A 21,580-nucleotide genomic window follows, 5' to 3' on the forward strand; every position below is an offset into this window, starting at 1 on the left:
TTCGGCCGGGGCCAGGCGGTGGTGTCGACGGCGTACACCCGCGGCAGGCCGGCACGCTGAGCGATCCGGCACGCCGCCCGCAACGCCCGGCCGGTGTCGATCTCACCGTCGCGTAACGCCCGGTACGCCGCGGCGTGCCCGGTCACGGTGCCCAGCGACAGATGCGCCGGGCAGCCACACCGTCCCTGATCGGCGGCCAACTCGTCGACCAGCGAGAACAACGTCCTCGACCGGGACACGAGGACGCCCTCGTACAACTCCCGCCGCCACGAATCCAACAAGATCCGGCCCAGCCCCCTGTCACCGGTACCGGTAGCCGTTACTCTGCTCATCGAGGACCCTGCCCATTGATGATCTTTGTGTGAGAACTCAGATCATGGACAGGGTCCTCCCCATTCCGCTAGACCTCGACCACCACGAATCCCCCCGATGGTCAAAACACGAGGATCGGGCGGGCACTCCTCACGGAGTGCCCGCCCGATCGCTTTTTGCTGTACCGCCGGCGGGTCAGAGGCCCAGCTGGCGGCGTACCTCGCCGGCCACCCGGCCACCCTCGGCCCGGCCGGCCACCGCGGCCTGGGCCGCCTTCATCGCCGGGCCCATCTGGGCCTTGCCGGTGAAGCCGCCCGCGGCGAGCGCCCCCGCGACCAGGTCGGTCAGCTCCGCCTCGGAGAGCTGCTGCGGCAGGTAGCGCTCCAGCACCTCGCCCTCGGCGGTCTCCTTGGCGGCCTGCTCGGTGCGGCCCGCCTCGGCGAAGGCGGTGGCGGCCTCGCGGCGCTTCTTGGCCTCCTTGGTCAGTACGGCCAGCACCTCGTCGTCGCTGAGCTCACGCTTGGCCTTACCGGCGACCTCAGCCGTGCCGACGGCGGCCAGGGCCATCCGCAGGGTGGAGGTGGTCAACTCGTCGCGGGCCTTGAGGGCGGCGCGCATGTCGGTGGTCAGGCGGTCCTTCAGCGTGCTCATGGACGCCCAAACTACCCTGATCGCCATGCGAAAGCGCACAATATTCCGGCTCGCGACCGCCACCGTCGCGACGGGCGCCGCCGCCCTGGCGTACGCCTCCCTGGTCGAACGCAACATGTTCACCCTCCGGCGCTTCGACGTCCCGGTGTTGCCGGCCGGCACCGAGCCGCTGCGCGTCCTGCACCTGTCCGACCTACACATGACCCCCAACCAGGTACGCAAACAGCACTGGGTGGCCTCGCTGGCCGCCCTGGACCCCGACCTGGTCGTGGTGACCGGCGACAACATGGCCCACCCGGAGGCGGTACCCGGGGTCCTGCGGGCCCTGCAACCCCTGCTCGACTACCCCGGGGCCTTCGTCTTCGGCTCCAACGACTACACCGGCCCGGTCTGGAAGAACCCGTTCAGCTACTTCCTGCCCGAGCGGGAGTACACCGAGGGGGTCGAGCTGCCCTCCGAGGAGCTGCGGGACGTCCTCGTCGGGGCCGGTTGGGCGGACCTGAACAACCGGCGGACCACAGTCAAGGCGGGTGGCCGGGCCATCGACATGGCCGGCGTGGACGACCCCCACGTCGAACGCGACGACTGGGGCGCGGTGGCCGGCGCGGTCTCCCCCTCGGCGGATCTCTCCATCGCCCTTACCCACTCCCCCGAGCCGGCCCTGCTCGACGAGATGGCCGCCGACGGGTTCGCCCTGCTGCTCGCGGGCCACACCCACGGGGGTCAGGTCTGTGTCCCCGGGGTGGGCGCCCTGGTGACCAACTGCGGCCTGCCCCGCTCGATGGCGAAGGGCCTGCACCGCTGGCCCGGCTCCGACTCCTGGCTGCACGTCTCCGCCGGCCTCGGCACCCACCCGACCGCCCCGGTCCGGTTCGCCTGCCCCCCCGAGGCCAGTCTGCTGACCCTGATTCCGCGCTGAGCCTGATCCACTCCGTTACGGCGATACGGCGGTAACCAGCCCCGGCTGACCCCGCCATTCCGGCGTAACGGAGTGGATCACCGCTGGCCGGGGTACCGAGTTTGACCGTCGGAGCGGGTGGGCTACTATTTGTCGGCACGCCTCGGGGTGTGGCGCAGCTTGGTAGCGCGCTTCGTTCGGGACGAAGAGGTCGTCGGTTCGAATCCGGCCACCCCGACCAGAGGTAACAGCCATCAGGGCTGGCTTTCCGTCACGGAGAGCCAGCCCTGATTGCTTAAGGCGTACCCCGGCGGCGGGCCAGGGCTTGGACGGGCAGGCGGGCGGGATGCCGGGTAGCCTGACCCGGGTGCGGATCATCGCGATTGTGTTCGGCCTCGTTGTCGTGACGACCGCCGTCGTGCTGGTCTCCATGATCGTGACGGCCAACGCCCGACGACGAAGCCGTGCCCTGGAGGCCTCCGCCCGGTGGGCGGTACGTCACTACGCCATCCCGGGTCGCGGGCACACCGTCGTAGGGGTGGCGCTGACCGACTCCGAGGGCCGGATCCGTGGTGAGCATGTGGTCGCACGTATACCGGACAACGCGCAGGACTGGCAGCGCGACTTCGTCGCCGCTCGGCAGGAGGCCGAGGAGCGTGCCTTCCACCTCAACATCGACCGGCCGCCGATCGAGGGCTGAATCCACGCGAGAGGCCCCGGTGCCGGCCCTCGGACGGGGCCGGCACCGCGTACGGGCTCAGCAGTTGGTGTAGCCCTTGCCCTTCTTGCTCCACGAGCACTTGTCGATCTGCTTGCCGCTGGCGTTTCGCAGGTACGCGGTGTCGCCGGTGTTGTTCCAGATGTAGTTGCCCGAGCCCCAGTACCGGGTGCTGGCGGTGTTCTTGCCCTTGCCGGTACGGATGATGACGCTCTTGCCCTTGCCGAGCTTGAAGTCGCCGCTGAACTTGTAGACGTGGTTGGCCTTGTCCCGCAGGGTCCAGTTCTTCAGGTTGATCGTGCTGGATCGGCGGTTGGTCAGCTTCACGTACTCGGCGTTGCGGCTGGCGTTCGAGCGGTTGTCCGTACCCGGCGAGTCGTAGTACACCTTGGTGATCTCGACCGCCGGGGTGGCGGCCTGCGCCGGGGTGGCCGCGACCAGCGAGCCACCCACCGTCATGGCAACCGCGGTGATGAGTCCGAGAAGCCTTCTCGTCATGCGTCTACCCCCACTGAGAGCGCCGTGAACGGCGCGGTTTGATTACGCCGACGCGCGTGACCGCAGCGAGGTTAGCGACGAAGCCCGGCGACGTGAACATCCACGAGGGTCGCGCCGAGGAATACGATCCGAGCGGCGGAACCGGGCCTCCGCCCGGCTCGCCTCAATCGGCCAATATGGACGGTCGCGATCGACCGAGGTCCAGATCCCCATCCGCCAAAGGGCGACCGCAGCCGACCGAACCGACTGCGGTCGACCAGAACGCTGGTCAGTACCCGCAGGTCATGCCGGCGGTGTGACTCACCTGCACGGTGTGGGTGACACATCCCCGGTCGCTGACCTGGTGCAGCAGCAGGGCGGTCGGCTCGGCCACCCAGCCGATCTGCTCCTCCTCCGTCATCGTCAGAGTGGCCTGCCGCCAGGTGCTCGGCGCGACCGTCAGCACCGTGCCGGCGAAGGCGGTCGTCACCGGCCGGTGCAGGTGGCCCGCGGCTACCCGTACGACCTGGGGGTGGCGCAGCAGCACCTCGGCCAGGGCGTCCCCGTCGGTGAGACGGATCTCGTCGGCCGCCGGAATCCCCACCTCTACCGGCGGATGGTGCAGGCAGACGATCGCCGGCACGTCGGGGCGGGCGGTGAGCACCCCGTTGAGCCAGTCGAGTTGCTCCGCGCCGAGCCGACCGGCATCCGAGCCGGGAACCAGCGAGTCGAGCATCACCAGGGTCAGCCCGGGCCGCTCGACCTGGTAGTAGGCCGAGAAGCCGCCCCCCAGGCAGGGGGTGCCACCGAAGGCGTCCAGCAGTGACTCCCGGTCGTCATGGTTGCCGGTGGTCAGATACAGCGGCAGCGGGAAGCGTCCGATCACCTCCCGCAGGGCGGCGTACTCGTCCGCTCGACCATGGTCGGCCAGGTCCCCGGTGATCACCACACAGTCGGGCCGGGAATTGAGCGCCAGGACCCTACCCAGGGCGTGATGCAGCCCGGCCACCGGCTCGGCGCCGAGCGCCCCTGCGGTGAGGTGCGGATCGCTGAGGTGGGCGATGAGCATGGAGAGCCTCCACTCGACCGGAACCCTCACGCTATCGCTGCGGCAGCCTCCCCGGGGGCCGGTCCACAGGCCTCGTCCACAGCCTGTGGATAGCACATGTGTACGAGCATCAGCCTGCTTCCGCACACCATGAGTACGCTTGATCAGCGCCCCGGTACCCGGCCGGGACCCCTACCTACCTGGAACGACGCACAAGTGGATCACCCGCAAGTCATCCGTGACGTCACGGTCCGTCTCTCTCTGGCGCCGACCGTCGCCGAGGTCTGCCAGGCGAGCGTCGACGCGCTGGCCCGCTACACCCCCGCGACCATCGCCGTCCTGCTGCACGTCAACGGCCGACTCCGCTGCGTCGCCGCCACCGGGTCCTGGCAGGTCTTCGCCACCGTGGCCCCGGACGCCGGGATCGTCGGCCGGGTCTTCACCGGCGGCAACCCGGCCATCGTCCCGGACGTCACCGCCGACACCGACCACATCCCGGTACGCCCCGACGTCACCGCCGAGGTCTGCGTTCCGATATGTGATCCGGCGGGCCGCCGCATCGGCGTACTCGATTTGCAGTGGACCGGCCCGGCCGACCTGGCCGCGTGGCGGGCGACCGCCGAGCGGGTAGCCGGCCGGCTGGGCGCCCGGATCATGGCGCTCGGCGGGCCGGCGGAGAGCCGCGGTGAGAAGCTGCTGCGGCACGCCACCGCGATGACCTCCGCCACCACCGAGTATGACCTGCTGGCCACCGCCATCCGGGCCGCCCGGGACGTGTCCGCCCTCGACACGGCCATCCTGGTGCTCGCCGGCCGCAGCGGGCCCCGGCTCAGCGAACCGACCGCCACCCCGGGCGAGTTGGAGACCCGGATGCGCGCCGAGCTGACGGAGGCCGGTCCGCAGGCGATGCGTGCCATCATCGCCCGAGCCCATCGGTACGGCGCCGGTCACACCCTCGGCGAGGCCGGTCACCCACCCGTCGAGGAACATGAGCCACTGGTCCGGGCCGGGGTACGCACCCTGGTGGCGGTGCCGGTGGGGCCGCCCGAGGGCGGTGGGGTGCTGCTGGTAGCCGACGAACGGCTGCTGCGCCCGGACTCCCAGACGGTCAACCTGCTGGAGCTGCTGGCCGGCCAGGCCTGGAGCTGCCTGGACCGGTTGCGCACCCTGGAGCGGTTACGGGAGCAGGCCAGCTCCGACCCCCTCACCGGGCTACGGCACACCGGCCCGTTCGGGCAGCGGATCGCCACCGTCACCCCGGGGCGTACCGCCCTGCTGGCGATCGATGTCGACGGCTTCAAGACCGTCAACGACACGTACGGCCACCAGGCCGGTGACCGGGTGCTGGTCGGCCTGGCCCGGGCCCTGGAAGGCGCGCTGCGCCAAGGCGACGAGCTGTACCGCATCGGCGGGGACGAGTTCGTCGCCGTGATCGAGGTCAGCCGCCCCGAGGAAGCCGTCCGGGTCGCCGAACGACTAACCGCAGCCGCCCGCGGCATCGGCCGTACGATCAGCGTCGGAGTCGCCCTCCCCCGCCCCGGTGAGTCCCCCGAACTGACGCTACGCCGCGCCGACCAGGCCCTCTACGCCGTCAAACGCCAAGGCCGCGACGGCGTCCGCCTCTCCGCCGCCTAACCCCTCCCCACCCGGGCCCCCTCCCGCCCCTCTCCGCGTTGATCATGAGGTTAGCGGCAGTTGTCGATCTCCACACTGCCGCCAACCTCATGATCAACGCCGCAAAGGCGGGGGGCCGGGGGGGGAGGGTTAGGGGTGGGTTGTTAGGTGTTTGGCTAGGAGTTCGGCTATTTGGGTGGTGTTCAGGGCGGCGCCCTTGCGGAGGTTGTCGCCGGTGACGAAGAAGTCGAGGGCCCGGGGGTCGTCCAGGGCGCGGCGGATCCGGCCCACCCAGGAGGGGTCGGTGCCTACGGCGTCGATCGGCATGGGGAACTCGTCCGTGGCCGGGTCGTCGACCACGATCACCCCGGGGGCGTTGCGCAGCACCTCACGGGCCCCGTCGGCGTCGATCTCGGTGGCGAAGACGGCGTGTACCGCCACCGAGTGACCGGTCACCACCGGTACCCGGACGCAGGTGGCGGAGACCTTGAGGTCCGGCAACCCGAGGATCTTGCGCGACTCGTCGCGTAGCTTCATCTCCTCGGACGACCAGCCCTCGTCGGCCAGCGAGCCCGTCCAGGGCACCACGTTGAGCGCCAGGGGGGCCGGGAAGGGACCGAGGTCGTCGCCGACGGCCTGCCGTACGTCGCCGGCCCGGGAGCCTAGGGACCGGTCGCCGGCCACCTTCGTCAACTGGTCGTGCAGGGCGTCCGCACCGGCCCGGCCCACCCCGGAGACCGACTGGTACGAGGCGAGCACCAGCTCACGCAGCCCGTACTCGCGGTGCAGGGGAGCCACCGCGACGATCATCGCCAGGGTGGTGCAGTTGCCGTTGGCCACGATGCCGCGCGGCCGGTGACGCAACTGTTCGGGGTTGATCTCCGGAACCACCAGGGGGACGTCCGGGTCCATCCGGAAGGCGCCGGAGTTGTCCACCACGACCGCGCCCTGGCGGGCGGCGATCGGTGCCCAGTGCGCGGCTACCTCGTCCGGTACGTCGAACATCGCCACGTCGACGCCGTCGAACGCCTGCTCGGTCAGGGCCCGGACGGTCAGGTCCTCGCCCCGGCAGCGGATCGTCCGCCCGGCCGACCGTTCGGAGGCCAGCAGGCGGATCTCACCCCAGACGTTGCGCCGCCCGGAGAGCAGCTCGCACACCACCGTGCCGACGGCTCCCGTCGCCCCGACCACAGCCAGGGTGGGCAGCCCGGCCACCCGCGCTACCGTCCTGTCCCCGCGTACACCACAGCCTCAGTGTCGCCCCCGAGGTCGAATGCCTCGTGGATGGCGCGTACGGCGGCGTCCAGGTCGGTGTCCCGGCAGACCACGGAGACCCGGATCTCCGAGGTGGAGATCATCTCGATGTTGACCCCGGCCTGGCCCAGGGCGGCGAAGAAGCCGGCGGCGACCCCGGGGTGCGAGCGCATCCCGGCCCCGATCAGGGAGACCTTGCCGACGTGGTCGTCGTAGAGCAGGCCCTTGAAGTTGACCGCCTCCTTGATCTTGCTGAGGGCCGCCATCGCGGTGGGCCCGTCGGCCTTGGGCAGGGTGAAGGAGATGTCCGTACGCCCGGTGCCCTCGGTGGAGACGTTCTGCACGATCATGTCGATGTTGATCTCGGCACCCGCTACCGTGTCGAAGATCCGCGCCGCCGCGCCCGGCTCGTCGGGCACCCCGACGATCGTGATCTTGGCTTCGCTGCGGTCGTGGGCCACTCCGGTGATCAGCGCCTGCTCCACGGGAAGCTCCTCCATCGATCCGGTGACCATCGTGCCGGTGTTTGTCGAGTATGACGAACGGACGTGGATCGGCAGCCCCGCCCGGCGGGCGTACTCCACGCTGCGCAGGTGCAGGACCTTCGCACCGCAGGCGGCCAGCTCCAGCGTCTCCTCGTAGGTGATCTGCTTGATGTGCCGGGCGTTCGGCACGATTCGCGGATCGGCGGTGAAGATGCCGTCCACGTCGGTGTAGATCTCGCAGACATCGGCGTTCAGCGCAGCGGCCAGCGCCACCGCCGTGGTGTCCGAACCACCCCGCCCCAGGGTGGTGACGTCCTTGGTGTCCTGGGAGACCCCCTGGAACCCCGCGACGATCACCACCGCACCTTCGTCCAGGGCGCCCTTGAGCCGCCCCGGGGTGACGTCGATGATCCGCGCCCGGCCGTGCACCGAGGTGGTGATCACGCCCGCCTGGGAACCGGTGAAGGAGCGGGCCTCGTACCCCAGGTTGTGGATGGCCATGGCCAGCAGGGCCATGGAGATCCGCTCCCCGGCGGTGAGCAGCATGTCCAGCTCGCGACCGGGCGGCAGCGGACTCACCTGGTTGGCCAGATCGAGCAGTTCGTCCGTGGTGTCACCCATCGCGGAGACCACGACCACCACGTCGTCGCCGGCTTTACGGGCGGCCACGATCCGCTCGGCCACCCGCTTGATCCGCTCGGCGTTGGCGACGGAGGACCCGCCGTACTTCTGCACCACGAGTGCCACGACGGTGCACTCCCTCCCGGTTGCTCGGAGCGTGCCGGCAGGCTTTGGCGGCCGGCACAGGGGCTGAGCGTGCCGACGCCGCCGGCACAGAGGCTTGGCGTGCCGACGCCGCCGGCACCGGGGCCGGCGGCGCGGGTCGGACCAAGTCAGCGTATCGGTCCCCTCTGACCGCCGGGTCAGGTGATCCCACGATCCGGCCCAGGTACTGGGGTGAGGTGGCGCACGACACGCCGGAAACGGGTGCCCGCCCGGGGGTGTCCGCGCGACGCCCACAACGCCGAGAATGACCGGGTGTACGCCCACCGTCCGGCTCGCCGTCGGGTCGCCCCGCTCGTGCCTGCCCTGCCCGTGCTGACCCTGTCCGCGCTGCTCGCCGCCTGCTCGGCAGATCCGCCCGCCGACCCGACGCCGCCGACCTCGGCTCCCCGCCCGGTGGGGATGGACGCCGCCCGCGACGAGTTGGCCGCCCTGGCCGCCGCCGCCCAGGATCGGCACCTGGTCGCCCGCTACACCCTGCGGGTCGACGGGGCCGCCGACCGGTTGATCCAGGTGACCAGCGCGAACGACGGCAGCTGGCGGGTGGATGTGCCCGGCGGGGCCCTGGGTGGCCAGGCGGACATCGCCCTGGCGGCCACGACCGACGGGCTGTTCCAGTGCGCCCTGCCCACCCCGACCCGGCCGGAACCCCCGAGTTGCGTACGCCTCGGCGAGCGGGACGACACCCTGCCCCGGCGGCTGGACCCCCGGGTGCAGCACCCCTTCACGGACTGGCTGGACGTGCTGACCGACCGCCGGGCCCCGCTGTCCGTCTCGCCGGCCATGGCACCGGAGGGGGCCGGCGGCTCCTGCTACTCCGTGGAGACCACCGCAGCCTCGATCAATCCGCCGCTGGATGTGGGGATCTACTGCTTCGACGCCGACGGCACCCTGACGGCGGTACGCGCGGCCTTCGGCACCCTGATGCTGACCGGTACCCCGGAGCCGGCCCCGGCCTCGGTGCAGTTGGCCGGCCCGGTGGTGGAGGGGGACCCCCTGGGCCTGGCGGCCCCGGTCACCGAGGCACCCCCGACCGGTACCGGTGAATCCCCTGATCAGGAGGCCACCGGAACGCCCTGATCGGCCATCCGTTACGGGTGCTTTACCCCACATTCAGCTACCCGCAGCAAAGCGATCAAATGCCCCATAGGGGACACTGTTCGCATGACCAACCTCACCCCGCTGCTGGCCTTCCGGTGGAGCCCCCGGGCCTTCGACCCGTACGCCGAACTCTCCCCGGCCGAGGCGGCGACCCTGCTGGAGGCCGCCCGCTGGGCCCCCTCGATCGGCAACGGGCAGCCGTGGCGGTTCGCGGTCGGACACCGCGACGACGACACCTTCAAACGGATCCTGGTCAACCTGTCCCCGGACGAGCAGCGCTGGGCCGGGCGGGCCAGCCTGCTGGTGCTGGTCGCGCACACCCGCGCCGGCCACCCGACGGCCGCGTACGACCTGGGTCAGGCGGTGGCCCATCTCACCGTGCAGGCCACCGCACTGGGGCTGCACGTACGCCAGGTGACCGAGCTGGACCGCGCTAGCCTGGCGGCAGACCTCGACCTGACCGCCGACCTGCGACCGTACGTGGTGGTGGCGGTGGGCCAACTGGGTGATCCATTGAGCCTGCCGGCCGACCTGGTGGCCGAGGAGACCGGCCTGCGACACCGGCAACCCCTCGCCGAACTGGTCCTGAGCTGCGGAAACACGGCACCCTGAACGGGCGGATGCGAATTGCGTCTCATAGTGCGGACCCACCTTCCCACCTTCCGTCCCATCACGTAGGGTGACTCTGTCATGTGGCAGGCGAGCCTTCTTCTTGGTCGCCGCGACGAGGCCTGAAGGCCGGCACCTCGTCGCGGAGTCGAACCGCGCCGCCAGCACGTCCCCGGATCCCTCCGCTCGGCACATCGCCGCCGACAGCCACTGCTGACGTCACATGACCCAGGAGAACTTCGCCATGGCCCACCAAGCCAGCACCACCGACATCGATTCCGATCAGATCGCCCGGCAGCAGCCCAGCCGGATGCCGTTTCGCCGGTACCAGCCGTACCAGCAGCAGTTCCGCATCGACCTGCCGAACCGCACCTGGCCCACCCGGCACGTCGAGGCCGCCCCCCGCTGGTGCGCGGTCGACCTGCGCGACGGTAACCAGGCCCTGATCGACCCGATGTCCCCGGAGCGCAAGCGCCGGATGTTCCAACTGCTGGTGCAGATGGGCTACAAGGAGATCGAGGTCGGCTTCCCGTCGGCCAGCCAGACCGACTACGACTTCGTCCGGCAGCTGATCGAGCAGGATCTGATCCCCGAGGACGTGACGATCCAGGTGCTCACCCAGTGCCGGGAGCACCTGATCGACCGGACCTTCGAGTCCCTGCGGGGCGCCCGCCGGGCGATCGTGCACTTCTACAACTCCACCTCGACCCTGCAGCGTCGGGTGGTGTTCGGGCTGGACCGCGACGGCATCGCCGACATCGCCACCACGGGCGCCCGGCTCTGCCAGAAGTACGCCGAGATCCACACCCCGGACACCGACATCCACTACGAGTACTCCCCGGAGTCGTACACCGGCACCGAACTGGAGTACGCCCTGGAGGTCTGCGCGAAGGTCATCGAGGTGATCGACCCGACCCCGGACCACAAGCTGATCATCAACCTGCCGGCCACGGTCGAGATGGCCATGCCGAACGTGTACGCCGACTCGATCGAGTGGATGCACCGGCACCTGCCCCGCCGGGACAGCCTGGTGCTCAGCCTGCACCCGCACAACGACCGGGGCACCGGGGTGGCCGCCGCCGAGCTGGGCCTGCTGGCCGGGGCGGACCGGATCGAGGGCTGCCTGTTCGGCAACGGCGAGCGCACCGGCAATGTCGACCTGGTGACCCTGGGGCTGAACCTGTTCTCCCAGGGCATCGACCCGATGATCGACTTCTCGAACATCGACGAGATCAAGCGGGCGGTCGAGTACTGCAACCAACTGCCGGTGCACGAGCGGCACCCGTACGCCGGTGACCTGGTCTACACCGCCTTCTCCGGCTCCCACCAGGACGCCATCAACAAGGGCTTCGCCGCGCTGAACGCCGACGCGGCGGCGGCCGGGGTACCGGTCGACGACTTCACCTGGGCGGTGCCCTACCTGCCGATCGACCCGAAGGACCTGGGCCGCAGCTACGAGGCGGTCATCCGGGTCAACTCCCAGTCCGGCAAGGGCGGGGTCGCGTACATCATGAAGACCGAGCACCAGCTGGACCTGCCCCGCCGGCTCCAGATCGAGTTCTCCGGGGTGGTGCAGCAGGTCACCGACCACGACGGTGGTGAGGTCGGCCCGGACACCATGTGGCAGATCTTCGCCGGGCAGTACCTGCTCGACCACCAGAGCGACCCGAAGGTGACCCTGACCGAGTACGCCATCGGCACCACCGACGGCAAGGTCGAGGTCACCGCGCAGGTAGCCCTCGCCGGGGAGCCGCAGACCCTGAGCGCGATCGGCAACGGTCCGATCGACGCGTACGTCAACGCCCTCGGCTCGACCGGGGTGGCGGTACGGGTGCTCGACTACCACGAGCACGCCCTCTCCTCCGGCGGGGACGCCCAGGCCGCCGCCTACGTCGAGTGCGAGGTCGACGGTCGTACGGTCTGGGGGGTCGGCATGGACGCCAACATCGTCACCGCCTCCATCAAGGCGGTCACCAGCGCCGTCAACCGCGCTCACCACTGAGGTGCAAGGAAGGGTCCCTTGTTAACGCATTCTGCATAGCAAGGGGCCCTTATTAACGTCATAGCTCGGTCCTCACTCCTTGCGGGGTGGGCGGTGGACGAGCAGGGCGGCGATGACCGCCCCGATCAGCAGCAGCCCGGCGCACCAGAGCAGGGCACCCCGGTAGGCGGCGGTCAGTTCGGCGCGCTGCTCGTACCCGGTGCCGGAAAGCCCGACCAGCAGCGGCAGGGCGGCTACCGCCAGCAGCCCGCCCACCCGGGAGGCGGCGTTGTTGAAGCCGCTGGCCACCCCGGCGAACCGGTCGGCGACCGCGGCCAGCACGGAGGCCGTCAGGGGTGCCACCACCATGGTCAGGCCTACCCCGAACACCACCACCCCGGGCAGCACCTGCCGCCAGTACGACGCGCCCGGGCCGACCTCGCGCAGCAGCAGCAGACCGACCGCGGCCAGGGTCGGCCCGACGGTCAGCAGCAGCCGTGGCCCGATCTTGGTGGAGAGCGCTCCGGCCGCCGGTGAGCCGACCAGCAGCAACAGGGTCATGGGCAGCAACGCCAGACCGGTCCCCAGCGCCGACCAGCCGACCACGTTCTGCAGGTAGACCGCGATGAAGAAGGTGAACCCGCCGAGGGCGGCGTAGACCAGCACGGTGAAGATGTTCAGAACGGAGAAGAGTCGGCTGCCGAACAGCCCGGTGGGCAGCATCGCGGTCTCCCCCCGCCGCCGCTCCACCAGGACGAACACCACCGCGGCCAGCACCGCCACCAGGGCCGCCCCGACCACCGAGGGGGCACTTGCTCCCCGCTCCGGGGCGTCGACCAGGGCGTAGGTGATCCCGGCCAGGGCCAGCGCCCCCCACAACGCCCCGGCCACGTCGAACCGCCGGCCCGCCCCCCGGGTCCGTGAGGTGCTCTCGTCCCGGCTCTCCGGTACCCACCGCAGGGCGGCCAGCACCACGAGCACGGCCAGCGGCACGTTCAGGAAGAAGATCCACCGCCAGGAGAGGGCGTCGATCAGCCAGCCGCCGATGAAGGGCCCCAGGGCGGTGGAGACCCCGGACAGGCCGGACCAGGCACCGATCGCCTTCGCCCGGTCGTCGGGGTGGAAGCTGGCTTGCAGCAGCGACAGGGAGCCCGGGGCCAGCAGGGCGCCGCCGACCCCCTGGAGCAGCCGGGCGGCCACCAGCCAGTCGGTCCGCAGGGCCAGGCCACAGAGCACCGAGGCGCCGGTGAACCAGATGACCCCGAGCAGGAAGATCCGCCGCCGGCCGAACCGGTCCCCCAGGGCACCCCCGAGCAGTACGAAGGCGGCCAGGGTGAGCAGGTACCCGCTGACCGTCCACTGTAGGCCGGCCACGGAGGCGCCCAGATCGGCGCCGAGCCTGGGCAGCGCCACGTTGACCACGGTGCTGTCCAGGAAGACCATGCCGGAGGCGAGTACGGCGGCCGCCAGGGTGCCCCGGCCGGCTGCCGTGTTCATCCGGAGCACGCGTACGGGTTCAGCCATGTCTACCAATCTGCCGTGCACCATCTGCCAGACACCACGAAACGCCAAAACACCGTACGGGTACTGTGCGGGATCGGCGGATGCCCGCAAGCTGGAGAGGTGTCGTCTGTGCGTACCAGATCAGGACCCCGCGCCCTGGGGGCGCTCGCGCTGGTCGCGGCGCTGACCTTCGGCGCAGCCGGGTGTGTCCCGCTCGAAGAGGAGCCGGGCGCGCGACCCAGCAGCGGCGGCGGTGGTGGCACCGCCGACCAGATGCTCTCCCAGCTCACCGTCGCCGAGGCGGGCTCGATGCGCGGCTACAGTCGCAAGCGCTTCCCGCACTGGCGCAAGACCGGCCAGAACTGCGACGTCCGCGACACCGTGTTGGAACGGGACGGCAAGGGCATCGAGCATTCCGGCTGCAACGTCGTGGGCGGCCAGTGGGAGAGTGTGTACGACGGCCGCAGCTTCACCGATCCGTCGCAGGTGGACATCGACCACATGGTGCCGCTGGCGAACGCCTGGCGATCCGGTGCGGACGAGTGGGATGACACCAAACGGGGTGATTTCGCCAACGACCTGGACCGGCCGCAGCTTTTCGCGGTTTCCGCCTCTTCCAACCGGGCAAAGGGTGACCAGGATCCGTCCCAGTGGAAACCGCCAAGCCAGTCGTACTGGTGCCAATACGCCGGGGACTGGGTGGCGGTCAAGCACCACTGGAAGCTGACGGTGACCAGTGCCGAGAAAGCCGCGCTGGCCGACATGTTGGAGGGCTGCACATGGGAGAGCAAGCCGTAGCCGGGGCCGACGGCGGCTCGACGCCCGAGCAGGCGCCGGATTCCGGCGCAGCGGAGGCGACCGGCAGCCCGGGACCGACCACCGCGGGGATGACCGCGGACGGCACGGCCGCCAGTGAGGTCGAGGTGCCGGGCGCGGGAATGACGGCCGACGCCGCAGGCCCGGCCGGTCCGCAGAGCCGCACCACTGACATCGTGCCCGGCCCGGGCGGGGTGATGACCGACGAGGTCGGGGTGGTCACCGGCGAGCTGACCCTGCGCACGGAGTTCGCGGACGGGCAGGTCACCCTGCATGTCCAGTACAAGGACGCGGACGAGTGGTACGTGGTCAGCGGCGGCAAGGCCGCGCTGGAGGCCGCTTCCGGGCTGGACGCGGTGCACAACATCGCGGTCGGCCTGCTGAACCGCCCCGAGGGCTGAACCCCGCAGACGTGGACAGCAGCCCCTTCCGGTGCGCGTACCGGAAGGGGCTGCTGCTCTACACGAAGGAGCCGGGCTCGCTGGGGGCGGAGACCACCTCGGGTTCCTCGCCCTCGCCGGCCGGCCGGACGATCTCCACGCTCACCTTGTGCGGACGCAGCTCGCCGCTGGCGATCCGCTCGGCGAAGTGGCAGGCGACCCGACTCTCGCCGATCTCCCGCAGCACCGGACGCTCGTCCGCGCAGCGGGTCGGCTGGGCCCACGGGCACCGGGTGTGGAAGCGGCAGCCCGCCGGCGGGTTGGCCGGTGAGGGCAGGTCACCGGCGAGCAGGATGCGCTCCCGACGGTCCTCGACGTCGGGGTCCGGCACCGGCACCGCCGACATCAAGGCCCGGGTGTACGGGTGCAGCGGCTCGGTGTAGAGCCGGTCCCCCGGGGCCTCCTCGACCAGGGCACCCAGATACATCACTCCGACGGTGTCGGAGATGTGCCGGACCACCGCCAGGTCGTGCGCGATCACCAGGTAGGTCAGACCCAGGCTGTCCTGGAGCTCGTCCAGCAGGTTGACCACCTGGGCCTGGATCGACACGTCCAGCGCGGAGACCGGCTCGTCGGCGACGATCAGCTCCGGCCCCAGCACCAGGGCACGGGCGATGCCGATGCGCTGCCGCTGGCCGCCGGAGAACTCGTGCGGGTAGCGGGACAGGGCCCACCGCGGCAGCCCGACCTTGTCCAGGGTCTCCGAGATGATCTTCCGGCGTTCCTCCCGGCTGCCCCCGATGCCGTGGGTCTGCAGGCCCTCGGTCAGGATCGACTCGATGTTCTGCCGGGGGTCCAGGCTGGACATCGGGTCCTGGAAGATCATCTGCATCCGCTTGCGCATGGCGCGCAGCTTGTTCGGGGCGAGGGTGGTCAGCTCGACACCGTCGAAGCTGACCTGCCCGGCGGTCGGCGGGTTGAGCTGGAGCAGCGCCCGCCCGAGGGTGGACTTGCCGCAACCCGACTCGCCGACCAGCCCGTAGGTCTTGCCCCTCGGGATGCGCAGGTCCACCCCGTCGACCGCCTTGACGTGGCCGACCGTCCGGTCGAACAGCACTCCCCGCTTGATCGGGAAGTGCACCTTCAGGTCCCGTACCTCGACGAGGATGTCGCTGTCGGTCATGGCTTCTCCTCCTCGCGCGGCGCCGGCACCTGGCCACCGGCCGAGGTCGCCTCGCCGGTAGCCGCCGGGTCGACCGGGTCGACGGGTGCTGCCGGGTCGACGGGTGCCGCTGCCGGGGTGGCGCCCGCCGGCGGGGCCGGGTTGACGCAACGGTAGCTGTGACCGTCGTGCGCCGTCACCAGCTCCGGCGGCTGCCCCACACAGGCATCCACCCGCCGGGTGCAGCGCGGCGCGAAGGCACAACCCTCCACCCAGGGCAGCAGATCCCGTACCGAGCCCGGGATGGGGGTGAGCCGCTCGCCACGTCCGGCGTCCAGCCGCGGCACCGACCCGAGCAACCCCACGGTGTACGGGTGCCGGGGCTCGCGGAACAGCGGACGCCGTCGGGCGGTCTCGACCACCCGGCCGCCGTACAGGACGTTGATCGTGTCGCACATGCCGGCCACCACACCGAGATCGTGGGTGATCATCACCAGGGCGGTGCCGGAGTCACGGACCAGGTCCTTGAGCAGTTCCAGGATCTGCGCCTGGATGGTGACGTCCAGGGCGGTCGTCGGCTCGTCGGCGATCAGCAGGCGGGGCTGGCAGGCCACCGCCATGGCGATCAGGGCCCGCTGCCGCATCCCACCGGAGAGCTGGTGGGGATATTCCTTCAGCCGCCGCTTCGGGTCCGGGATGCCCACCCGGTCCAGCAGTTGAGCGGCTTCCTTCGCCGCCGCGTCACCCTTCATCCCGCGGTGCCGGGTCAGCACCTCGGTGACCTGGAGGCCGATCGGGATGACCGGGTTCAGCGAGGAGAGCGGATCCTGGAAGATCATCGCGATGTCCCGGCCCCGGATGTCGCGCCGGGATCGGTCGTCGAGCTGGAGCAGGTCGGTGCCGTCGAAGACGGCCTTGCCGCCCACCGACAACCCGGGCTGCTTGGGCAGCAACCCCATGATGGCCAGCGAGGTCACCGACTTACCGCAGCCGGACTCGCCGACCAGGCCGACCACCTCACCGGCGTCGACCGTGAAGGAAACCCCGTCGACGGCGCGTACGGTGCGCTGACCGCGCCGGGCGAAGCTGACCGAGAGGTCTTCCACTTCAAGGAGGGCCATTGTTCTACTTCCGCAGCTTCGGGTCGAGGGCTTCACGCATCGCCTCACCGAGCAGGGTGAAGCCCAGCGCGGTGATGATGATGGCAACCGCCGGATAGATAGCCAGAGCGGGCCGGATGCCGAGCCACGGCTGCGCGTCGGCCAGCATCACGCCCCACTCGGGTACGGAGGAGTCCGGGTTACCGAGGCCCAGGTAGGACAGGGCGGCGGCCTCGATGATCGCGGTGGCCAGGGTCAGGGTGGCCTGCACGATGACCGGGGCCAGTGAGTTCGGCAGCACGTGCGCCAGCGCGATCTTCGGCTTGCTGACGCCGAGGGAGGTGGCCGCCAGCACGTATTCCTTGTTCGACTGGACGATCATCGAACCGCGCAGCAGCCGGGCGAAGACCGGCACCGAGACCATACCCACGGCGATCATGACGGTGATCAGGCTGGGCCCGAGCAGCGCCGCGATGCTCACCGCGAGCAGCAGGCTGGGCAGGGCCAGCAGCATGTCGATGAAGCGCATCAGGGTGGTGTCCACCATGCGGCCCCAGCGGCCGCCGAGCCCGGCGGCGGCACCCGCCACCCCACCGATCAGCGCACCGATCGCCAAACCGATCAGAGTGGCGACCACGCCGACCAGCAGGGTCTGCCGGGCTCCGATGATCATCCGGCTGAAGACGTCCCGACCCTGGTGGTCGTAGCCGAGCCAGTGTTCCGAGGAGGGGCCGGGGATCAGGCCCTGCCCCACCTTGACCACACCCTCGCGGATGCCCATGGTGTCCTTCGGGCCGTACGGCACGAAGAACGGTCCGACGATGGCTACCAGGACGAAGATGGCCAGGATGACCGCGCCGACGATGGCGGCGGGGTTACTCCGCAGCCGGCGGAACGCGTCCTGCCACAGGCTTACCCCGCGCTCGTCCTCCCGGGCGGCCAGTTCGGCGAGGCGGTCGATCTTCTCGCGCTTCTTCCCGCTGATGATCGTCATCGGACCCTCACCCTCGGGTCGATCAGGCTGTACGAGAGGTCCACGATCAGGTTCACCAGTACGTAGACCACTGCGATGATCATGATGAAGCCCATCAGAACGGGATAGTCACGGTTACTGATGGACTCGGCGAGGAAGGCTCCGATCCCGCTGAAGGCGAAGACAGTCTCGGTGAGCACCGCCCCGGAGAGCAGGCCGCCGGTGAGCAGACCGATCGAGGTGGCCACCGGCAGCATCGCGTTGCGCAGCACATGCCGACGGCGTACGACGTTCTCGGTCAGGCCCTTGGCCTCGGCGGTGCGGACGAAGTCCTCGCCCAGCACCTCCAGCACACTGGCCCGGGTGATCCGGACGATGATCGCCAACGGGATGCTGGCCAGGGCCATGCCCGGCAGGATCAGATGCCAGAGCGCATCGGCGGCGGCGTCCCACTCCCGGGTCATCAGCCCGTCCAGAACGAAGAAGTTGGTGATCCGGGTGGCCCCGAGGATCGGGTCCTGGCGACCGCTGGAGGGGAACCAGCCGAGGTTCTCCGAGAAGATCGCCTTGAGCACGTACGCCAGGAAGAAGACCGGGATGCAGATGCCGATCAGCGACCCGCCGACGGACGCGTAGTCGAGGAACCGGCCGCGCTTGCGGGCGGCCAGGTAGCCCAGCGGGATGCCGATGCCGATCGCGATCACCATGGCGGTGATGGTCAGCTCGATCGTGCCGGGGAAGCGCTGGAGGAACTCCGTGGTCACCTCGCGCTTGGTGGAGATGGAGGTGCCGAGGTCGAGGCGGACCATCCGCTTCACGAACCGGCCGTACTGGATCAGGATCGGCTCGTCGAGGCCGAGGTTACGGCGGATGGCGGCCCGCATCTCGGGCGTACCCCGCTCGCCGAGGATGGCGGTCTCGGGGCCACCGGGCAACCGCCGGAGCCAGATGAACAACAGGATGGAGAGCCCGAACAGCGTGGGTATCAGCTGTAGTAGGCGTCTGACGATGAACCGGAACACGGCCGCCTCGTGGGTGTGCTGAGGATCGCGGGCGGACGCTGTGGGTAACAGCGCCCGCCCGCGGTCGGTGCTTCAGGTCAGGACTTGAACTCGGCGGTGGAGAACCGCTCGTCGGTGAGCGGGCTCGCCTTGACCCCGGTCACGTCCTTGCCGAACACGATGGCCGGCGGCGAGTGCGAGATCGGCACACCGGGCAGGAAGTTCATGATGTCGGCGTTCAGCTCCTTGTAGAGCGCGATCCGCTCCGCCATGTCGGCAGTGCTGTCAGCCTTCTTGAACTTCTCGAACAGGGCCGGGTTGTTGAAGCCCCACTCGTCCTTCTGCCGGTCGAAGAAGGTACCGATGAAGTTGTAGCCGTCGCCGTAGTCGCCGGTCCATCCGAGGAAGTGGATGTCGTGCTTGTCACCGGAGGTGGTGGCGTTGAGGTAGTCCGGGCTCCACTTGAGCGGGATCGCCTCGATCTTGATGCCGACCGCCTGGAGGTCCGCCGAGATCAGCTCGAACAGGTCCTTCGGGTTCGGCATGTACGGCCGGGTGACCTCGGTCGGGTAGTGGAACCGCAGGGTCAGGTCGGAGGCACCGGCCTCGGCCAACAGGGCCTTGGCCTTCTCGACGTCGTAGTCGTACTTGGTGACGTCGCCGTTCCAGCCCTCGACGGTGTCGGGGAAGAAGTTCACCGCGACCTGAGCGCCCGGGGGCAGCTTCGAGTCGACCAGGGCCTGGCGGTTGATCGCGTGCGCGAGCGCCTGCCGGACCTTGAGGTCGGCCAGCTTCGGGTTCCCCTTCTGGTTGATCGCCAGGTAGAGGATGTTGAAGGCCGGACGGGTCAGGACGTTGAAGCCCTCGCCCTTCAGCGGCTCCACATCGGCCGGACCAACCAGGTCGTAGCCCTGGATGCCGCCGGAACGCAGCTCCTGCTTACGGGCGTTCTCGTCCGAGATGGTCTTGAAGATCAGGCTCTTGAGCTTGGCCTTCTCGCCCCAGTAGTCCTCGTTGCGCTCCAGGGTCAGCGTCTTGTTCGGGACGTCCCAGGACTTGAACTTGAACGGGCCGGTACCGGTCGGGTGCGCGGTCGCGTACGCCGGGTACTTGATGTCATCCGCGCTACCCGAGATGTTGCTGGCGTCGTACTGCTCCAGCGCCTTCGGACTGTGGATGGAGAAGGACGGCAGCATCAGGGCGGCCGGGATCTTGCTGGAGACCCGGGTGAAGGCCAGGCTGACCGTGGTGGGGTCGGTGGCGGTGCAGGACTTGAAGAGGCTCTCACCGAGAGTGGGGTCCTCGTTGGCGGCGTAGCCACCCATGATGTCCTGCCAGTACGCCGTCACGTCCGGGCTCTGCATCAGACCCTTGGCGTTGTACCAACGGTTGAAGTTGTAGCAGACGGCCTCGGCGTTGAACTCCTCGCCGTCGTGGAACTTCACGCCGGTACGCAGCTTGAACGTCCAGGTCGTGCCGGCGGCGTCCGGCTCCCAGGACTCGGCGAGACCGGGACTGACCTTGGTGCCGCCCTCCTCCGGGCGGACCAGAGTCTCGAACACCTGACGGGCCACGCGCAGCGATTCACCGTCGCTGGCGAGGCTGGGGTCCAGCACCTTCGGGTCTCCGGCAACGCCGAAGACGAGGGTGTCCTTCTTACTACCGCCGGAACCTTCTTCGCGGTCGCTTTCGGCGCAGCCTGCTACCGCGAGGGCCGCGGCCGCGATGGCCGCGATAGCGACCTTCGGCCTGGATGCACGCATGGTGCTTTCACCTCGTCCTAGGGGGTACGGACAACGTGGTGACAGGGTCACCGCTGGCGGTGACCATAGCTCCCGTTCGGACTGGCCGGAAACGGCACGGGAAGCTCTTGGTACCGGATCGTGTCCTTAGTGACCAGCCGCTGTAATACGACCCCTCGGACTATCGGACAAACAACCCAATAAGCCCACGCCAATCGATATCATTCTGTTACATCGATCGACCGCCGGATCAAGGCGCTGTCACACCCCGGCGGCCCCGTCGGGCCGTGCCCGCAGCACGCGGACACGGCCCGCAAGGTCTCCCGTGGACTCCCACACGGGCGCCTCTTTAGACGGTTCGGTGACCGATTCAGACGGCCCGACGCCCCTCGAAGGCACGCCCCAGGGTGATCTCGTCGGCGTACTCCAGGTCGCCGCCGACCGGCAGGCCACTGGCGAGCCGGGTCACCGAGATCCCCATCGGCTTGACCAGCAACGCCAGGTAGGTAGCGGTCGCCTCACCCTCGGTGTTCGGATCGGTGGCCAGAATCAGCTCACGGACCACCCCGCTACCGAGCCGGGTCATCAGCTCCCGGATCCGCAGGTTGTCCGGACCGATGCCCTCCAGCGGATTGATCGCTCCACCGAGCACGTGGTAGCGCCCGCGGAACTCACCGGTCCGCTCGATCGCCACGACGTCCTTCGGCTCCTCGACCACGCAGACCACCTCGTCGCTGCGGCGCGGGTCGCGGCAGATCCGGCACTGGTCCGACTCGGCGACGTTGTAACAGTTGGTGCAGAACCGCACCAACTCCTTGACCTTCCGCAACGCCCCCGCCAGCCGATTGACGTCGGCCGGGTCCGCGGACAGCACGTAGAAGGCGATCCGCTGGGCACTCTTGGGACCGACCCCCGGCAGCCGACCCAACTCGTCGATCAGGTCCTGGATGGCACCCTCGTACATCTGCGGGC

Annotated in this window: 21 protein-coding genes and 1 tRNA gene; 9 read left to right on the forward strand and 13 right to left on the reverse strand. The window is 69.7% G+C overall.

All coding sequences use genetic code 11. The features are described 5' to 3' along the window. Nucleotides 1-332: hypothetical protein (locus ACGFIK_RS26190; protein ID WP_393341906.1), on the reverse strand; the 332-nt coding region annotated here is incomplete at its 3' end. A 175-nt stretch (nucleotides 333-507) separates the two neighbouring features. Continuing rightward, nucleotides 508-963: a GatB/YqeY domain-containing protein gene (locus ACGFIK_RS26195; RefSeq protein ID WP_327023723.1), complete on the reverse strand. Its 456-nt coding sequence runs from the start codon at nucleotides 961-963 to the stop codon at nucleotides 508-510. Nucleotides 964-988: 25 nt separating this feature from the next. Between ACGFIK_RS26195 and ACGFIK_RS26200 the strand changes: the two genes are divergently transcribed. The 3 genes from ACGFIK_RS26200 to ACGFIK_RS26210 all read left to right on the forward strand — a co-directional run bounded on the left by ACGFIK_RS26200 (nucleotide 989) and on the right by ACGFIK_RS26210 (nucleotide 2,561). Next, nucleotides 989-1,882 (forward strand): metallophosphoesterase, encoded by an 894-nt coding sequence (locus ACGFIK_RS26200; protein ID WP_327023722.1) that lies wholly within the window; start codon nucleotides 989-991, stop codon nucleotides 1,880-1,882. A gap of 143 nt (nucleotides 1,883-2,025) precedes the next feature. Next, nucleotides 2,026-2,102 (forward strand) — tRNA-Pro (locus tag ACGFIK_RS26205). 126 nt (nucleotides 2,103-2,228) lie between these two features. Next, nucleotides 2,229-2,561, forward strand: coding sequence for a hypothetical protein (locus ACGFIK_RS26210; RefSeq protein WP_327023721.1), 333 nt, complete (start codon nucleotides 2,229-2,231; stop codon nucleotides 2,559-2,561). Between the two features lie 57 nt (nucleotides 2,562-2,618). On the opposite strand, the gene ACGFIK_RS26215 is transcribed toward ACGFIK_RS26210, so the two are convergent. Continuing rightward, the gene (locus ACGFIK_RS26215) at nucleotides 2,619-3,077 is read right to left on the reverse strand and encodes a lamin tail domain-containing protein (protein ID WP_327023720.1); all 459 of its coding nucleotides are present in this window, start codon (nucleotides 3,075-3,077) and stop codon (nucleotides 2,619-2,621) included. Between the two features lie 268 nt (nucleotides 3,078-3,345). Further along, the gene (locus ACGFIK_RS26220; RefSeq protein WP_327023719.1) at nucleotides 3,346-4,125 is read right to left on the reverse strand and encodes a phosphodiesterase; all 780 of its coding nucleotides are present in this window, start codon (nucleotides 4,123-4,125) and stop codon (nucleotides 3,346-3,348) included. A 195-nt stretch (nucleotides 4,126-4,320) separates the two neighbouring features. Between ACGFIK_RS26220 and ACGFIK_RS26225 the strand changes: the two genes are divergently transcribed. Then, complete coding sequence (locus tag ACGFIK_RS26225) at nucleotides 4,321-5,739, forward strand: sensor domain-containing diguanylate cyclase (RefSeq protein WP_327023717.1); 1,419 nt, start codon at nucleotides 4,321-4,323, stop codon at nucleotides 5,737-5,739. A gap of 129 nt (nucleotides 5,740-5,868) precedes the next feature. Here ACGFIK_RS26225 and ACGFIK_RS26230 read toward each other — a convergent pair whose 3' ends face one another. Then, nucleotides 5,869-6,933 carry an aspartate-semialdehyde dehydrogenase gene (locus ACGFIK_RS26230; RefSeq protein ID WP_327023716.1) on the reverse strand — a complete coding sequence of 355 codons (1,065 nt, stop codon included), beginning with the start codon at nucleotides 6,931-6,933 and terminating at the stop codon, nucleotides 5,869-5,871. 5 nt (nucleotides 6,934-6,938) lie between these two features. Further along, the gene (locus tag ACGFIK_RS26235; RefSeq protein ID WP_327023715.1) at nucleotides 6,939-8,204 is read right to left on the reverse strand and encodes an aspartate kinase; all 1,266 of its coding nucleotides are present in this window, start codon (nucleotides 8,202-8,204) and stop codon (nucleotides 6,939-6,941) included. A gap of 291 nt (nucleotides 8,205-8,495) precedes the next feature. On the opposite strand from ACGFIK_RS26235, the gene ACGFIK_RS26240 reads away from it, so the two are divergent. The 3 genes from ACGFIK_RS26240 to leuA all read left to right on the forward strand — a co-directional run bounded on the left by ACGFIK_RS26240 (nucleotide 8,496) and on the right by leuA (nucleotide 11,952). Next, nucleotides 8,496-9,320, forward strand: a complete 825-nt coding sequence (locus ACGFIK_RS26240; RefSeq protein WP_327023714.1) for a hypothetical protein — start codon at nucleotides 8,496-8,498, stop codon at nucleotides 9,318-9,320. A gap of 84 nt (nucleotides 9,321-9,404) precedes the next feature. Beyond that, a complete protein-coding gene (locus ACGFIK_RS26245) occupies nucleotides 9,405-9,953 on the forward strand; it encodes a nitroreductase family protein (RefSeq protein WP_327023713.1) in 549 nt (182 codons plus the stop codon). 220 nt (nucleotides 9,954-10,173) lie between these two features. Continuing rightward, nucleotides 10,174-11,952, forward strand: a complete 1,779-nt coding sequence (gene leuA / locus ACGFIK_RS26250; protein WP_327023712.1) for a 2-isopropylmalate synthase — start codon at nucleotides 10,174-10,176, stop codon at nucleotides 11,950-11,952. 72 nt (nucleotides 11,953-12,024) lie between these two features. Here the strand turns inward: leuA and ACGFIK_RS26255 are convergent, their stop codons facing one another. Further along, nucleotides 12,025-13,455, reverse strand: a complete 1,431-nt coding sequence (locus ACGFIK_RS26255) for an MFS transporter (protein WP_327023711.1) — start codon at nucleotides 13,453-13,455, stop codon at nucleotides 12,025-12,027. Nucleotides 13,456-13,563: 108 nt separating this feature from the next. On the opposite strand from ACGFIK_RS26255, the gene ACGFIK_RS26260 reads away from it, so the two are divergent. Together ACGFIK_RS26260 and ACGFIK_RS26265 are read left to right on the forward strand one after the other, a co-directional pair. Further along, a complete protein-coding gene (locus ACGFIK_RS26260) occupies nucleotides 13,564-14,232 on the forward strand; it encodes an HNH endonuclease family protein (protein ID WP_393341944.1) in 669 nt (222 codons plus the stop codon). Further along, the gene (locus ACGFIK_RS26265) at nucleotides 14,214-14,651 is read left to right on the forward strand and encodes a hypothetical protein (protein WP_327023710.1); all 438 of its coding nucleotides are present in this window, start codon (nucleotides 14,214-14,216) and stop codon (nucleotides 14,649-14,651) included. Before ACGFIK_RS26260 ends, ACGFIK_RS26265 begins: the two co-directional genes overlap by 19 nt. Before the next feature lie 58 nt (nucleotides 14,652-14,709). Here ACGFIK_RS26265 and ACGFIK_RS26270 read toward each other — a convergent pair whose 3' ends face one another. From ACGFIK_RS26270 to recR, 6 genes are all read right to left on the reverse strand, one after another. Next, nucleotides 14,710-15,813: an oligopeptide/dipeptide ABC transporter ATP-binding protein gene (locus ACGFIK_RS26270; protein ID WP_327023709.1), complete on the reverse strand. Its 1,104-nt coding sequence runs from the start codon at nucleotides 15,811-15,813 to the stop codon at nucleotides 14,710-14,712. Next, nucleotides 15,810-16,913, reverse strand: coding sequence for an ABC transporter ATP-binding protein (locus tag ACGFIK_RS26275; RefSeq protein ID WP_327023708.1), 1,104 nt, complete (start codon nucleotides 16,911-16,913; stop codon nucleotides 15,810-15,812). Before ACGFIK_RS26275 ends, ACGFIK_RS26270 begins: the two co-directional genes overlap by 4 nt. Nucleotides 16,914-16,917: 4 nt before the next feature. Further along, on the reverse strand, nucleotides 16,918-17,886 hold the full coding sequence (locus tag ACGFIK_RS26280; RefSeq protein WP_327023707.1) for an ABC transporter permease: 969 nt from the start codon (nucleotides 17,884-17,886) through the stop codon (nucleotides 16,918-16,920). Continuing rightward, nucleotides 17,883-18,887 (reverse strand): ABC transporter permease, encoded by a 1,005-nt coding sequence (locus ACGFIK_RS26285; protein ID WP_327023706.1) that lies wholly within the window; start codon nucleotides 18,885-18,887, stop codon nucleotides 17,883-17,885. Before ACGFIK_RS26285 ends, ACGFIK_RS26280 begins: the two co-directional genes overlap by 4 nt. Before the next feature lie 77 nt (nucleotides 18,888-18,964). Beyond that, nucleotides 18,965-20,629: an ABC transporter substrate-binding protein gene (locus ACGFIK_RS26290; RefSeq protein ID WP_393341914.1), complete on the reverse strand. Its 1,665-nt coding sequence runs from the start codon at nucleotides 20,627-20,629 to the stop codon at nucleotides 18,965-18,967. A 349-nt stretch (nucleotides 20,630-20,978) separates the two neighbouring features. Then, on the reverse strand, nucleotides 20,979-21,572 hold the full coding sequence (gene recR, locus ACGFIK_RS26295) for a recombination mediator RecR (protein WP_327023704.1): 594 nt from the start codon (nucleotides 21,570-21,572) through the stop codon (nucleotides 20,979-20,981). Nucleotides 21,573-21,580 lie beyond the last annotated feature (8 nt).

The organism is Micromonospora sp. NPDC048871, from assembly GCF_043198155.1.
Lineage (GTDB): Bacteria > Actinomycetota > Actinomycetes > Mycobacteriales > Micromonosporaceae > Micromonospora.

Coding starts and splice junctions, on each gene's coding strand:
- ACGFIK_RS26195 (WP_327023723.1), bottom strand. CDS start 963: ATGAGCACGCTGAAGGACCGCCTGACCACCGACATGCGCGCCGCCCTC.
- ACGFIK_RS26200 (WP_327023722.1), top strand. CDS start 989: ATGCGAAAGCGCACAATATTCCGGCTCGCGACCGCCACCGTCGCGACG.
- ACGFIK_RS26215 (WP_327023720.1), bottom strand. CDS start 3,077: ATGACGAGAAGGCTTCTCGGACTCATCACCGCGGTTGCCATGACGGTG.
- ACGFIK_RS26220 (WP_327023719.1), bottom strand. CDS start 4,125: ATGCTCATCGCCCACCTCAGCGATCCGCACCTCACCGCAGGGGCGCTC.
- ACGFIK_RS26245 (WP_327023713.1), top strand. CDS start 9,405: ATGACCAACCTCACCCCGCTGCTGGCCTTCCGGTGGAGCCCCCGGGCC.
- leuA (WP_327023712.1), top strand. CDS start 10,174: ATGACCCAGGAGAACTTCGCCATGGCCCACCAAGCCAGCACCACCGAC.
- ACGFIK_RS26255 (WP_327023711.1), bottom strand. CDS start 13,455: ATGGCTGAACCCGTACGCGTGCTCCGGATGAACACGGCAGCCGGCCGG.
- ACGFIK_RS26265 (WP_327023710.1), top strand. CDS start 14,214: ATGGGAGAGCAAGCCGTAGCCGGGGCCGACGGCGGCTCGACGCCCGAG.
- ACGFIK_RS26270 (WP_327023709.1), bottom strand. CDS start 15,813: ATGACCGACAGCGACATCCTCGTCGAGGTACGGGACCTGAAGGTGCAC.
- ACGFIK_RS26275 (WP_327023708.1), bottom strand. CDS start 16,913: ATGGCCCTCCTTGAAGTGGAAGACCTCTCGGTCAGCTTCGCCCGGCGC.
- ACGFIK_RS26280 (WP_327023707.1), bottom strand. CDS start 17,886: ATGACGATCATCAGCGGGAAGAAGCGCGAGAAGATCGACCGCCTCGCC.
- ACGFIK_RS26290 (WP_393341914.1), bottom strand. CDS start 20,629: ATGCGTGCATCCAGGCCGAAGGTCGCTATCGCGGCCATCGCGGCCGCG.
- recR (WP_327023704.1), bottom strand. CDS start 21,572: ATGTACGAGGGTGCCATCCAGGACCTGATCGACGAGTTGGGTCGGCTG.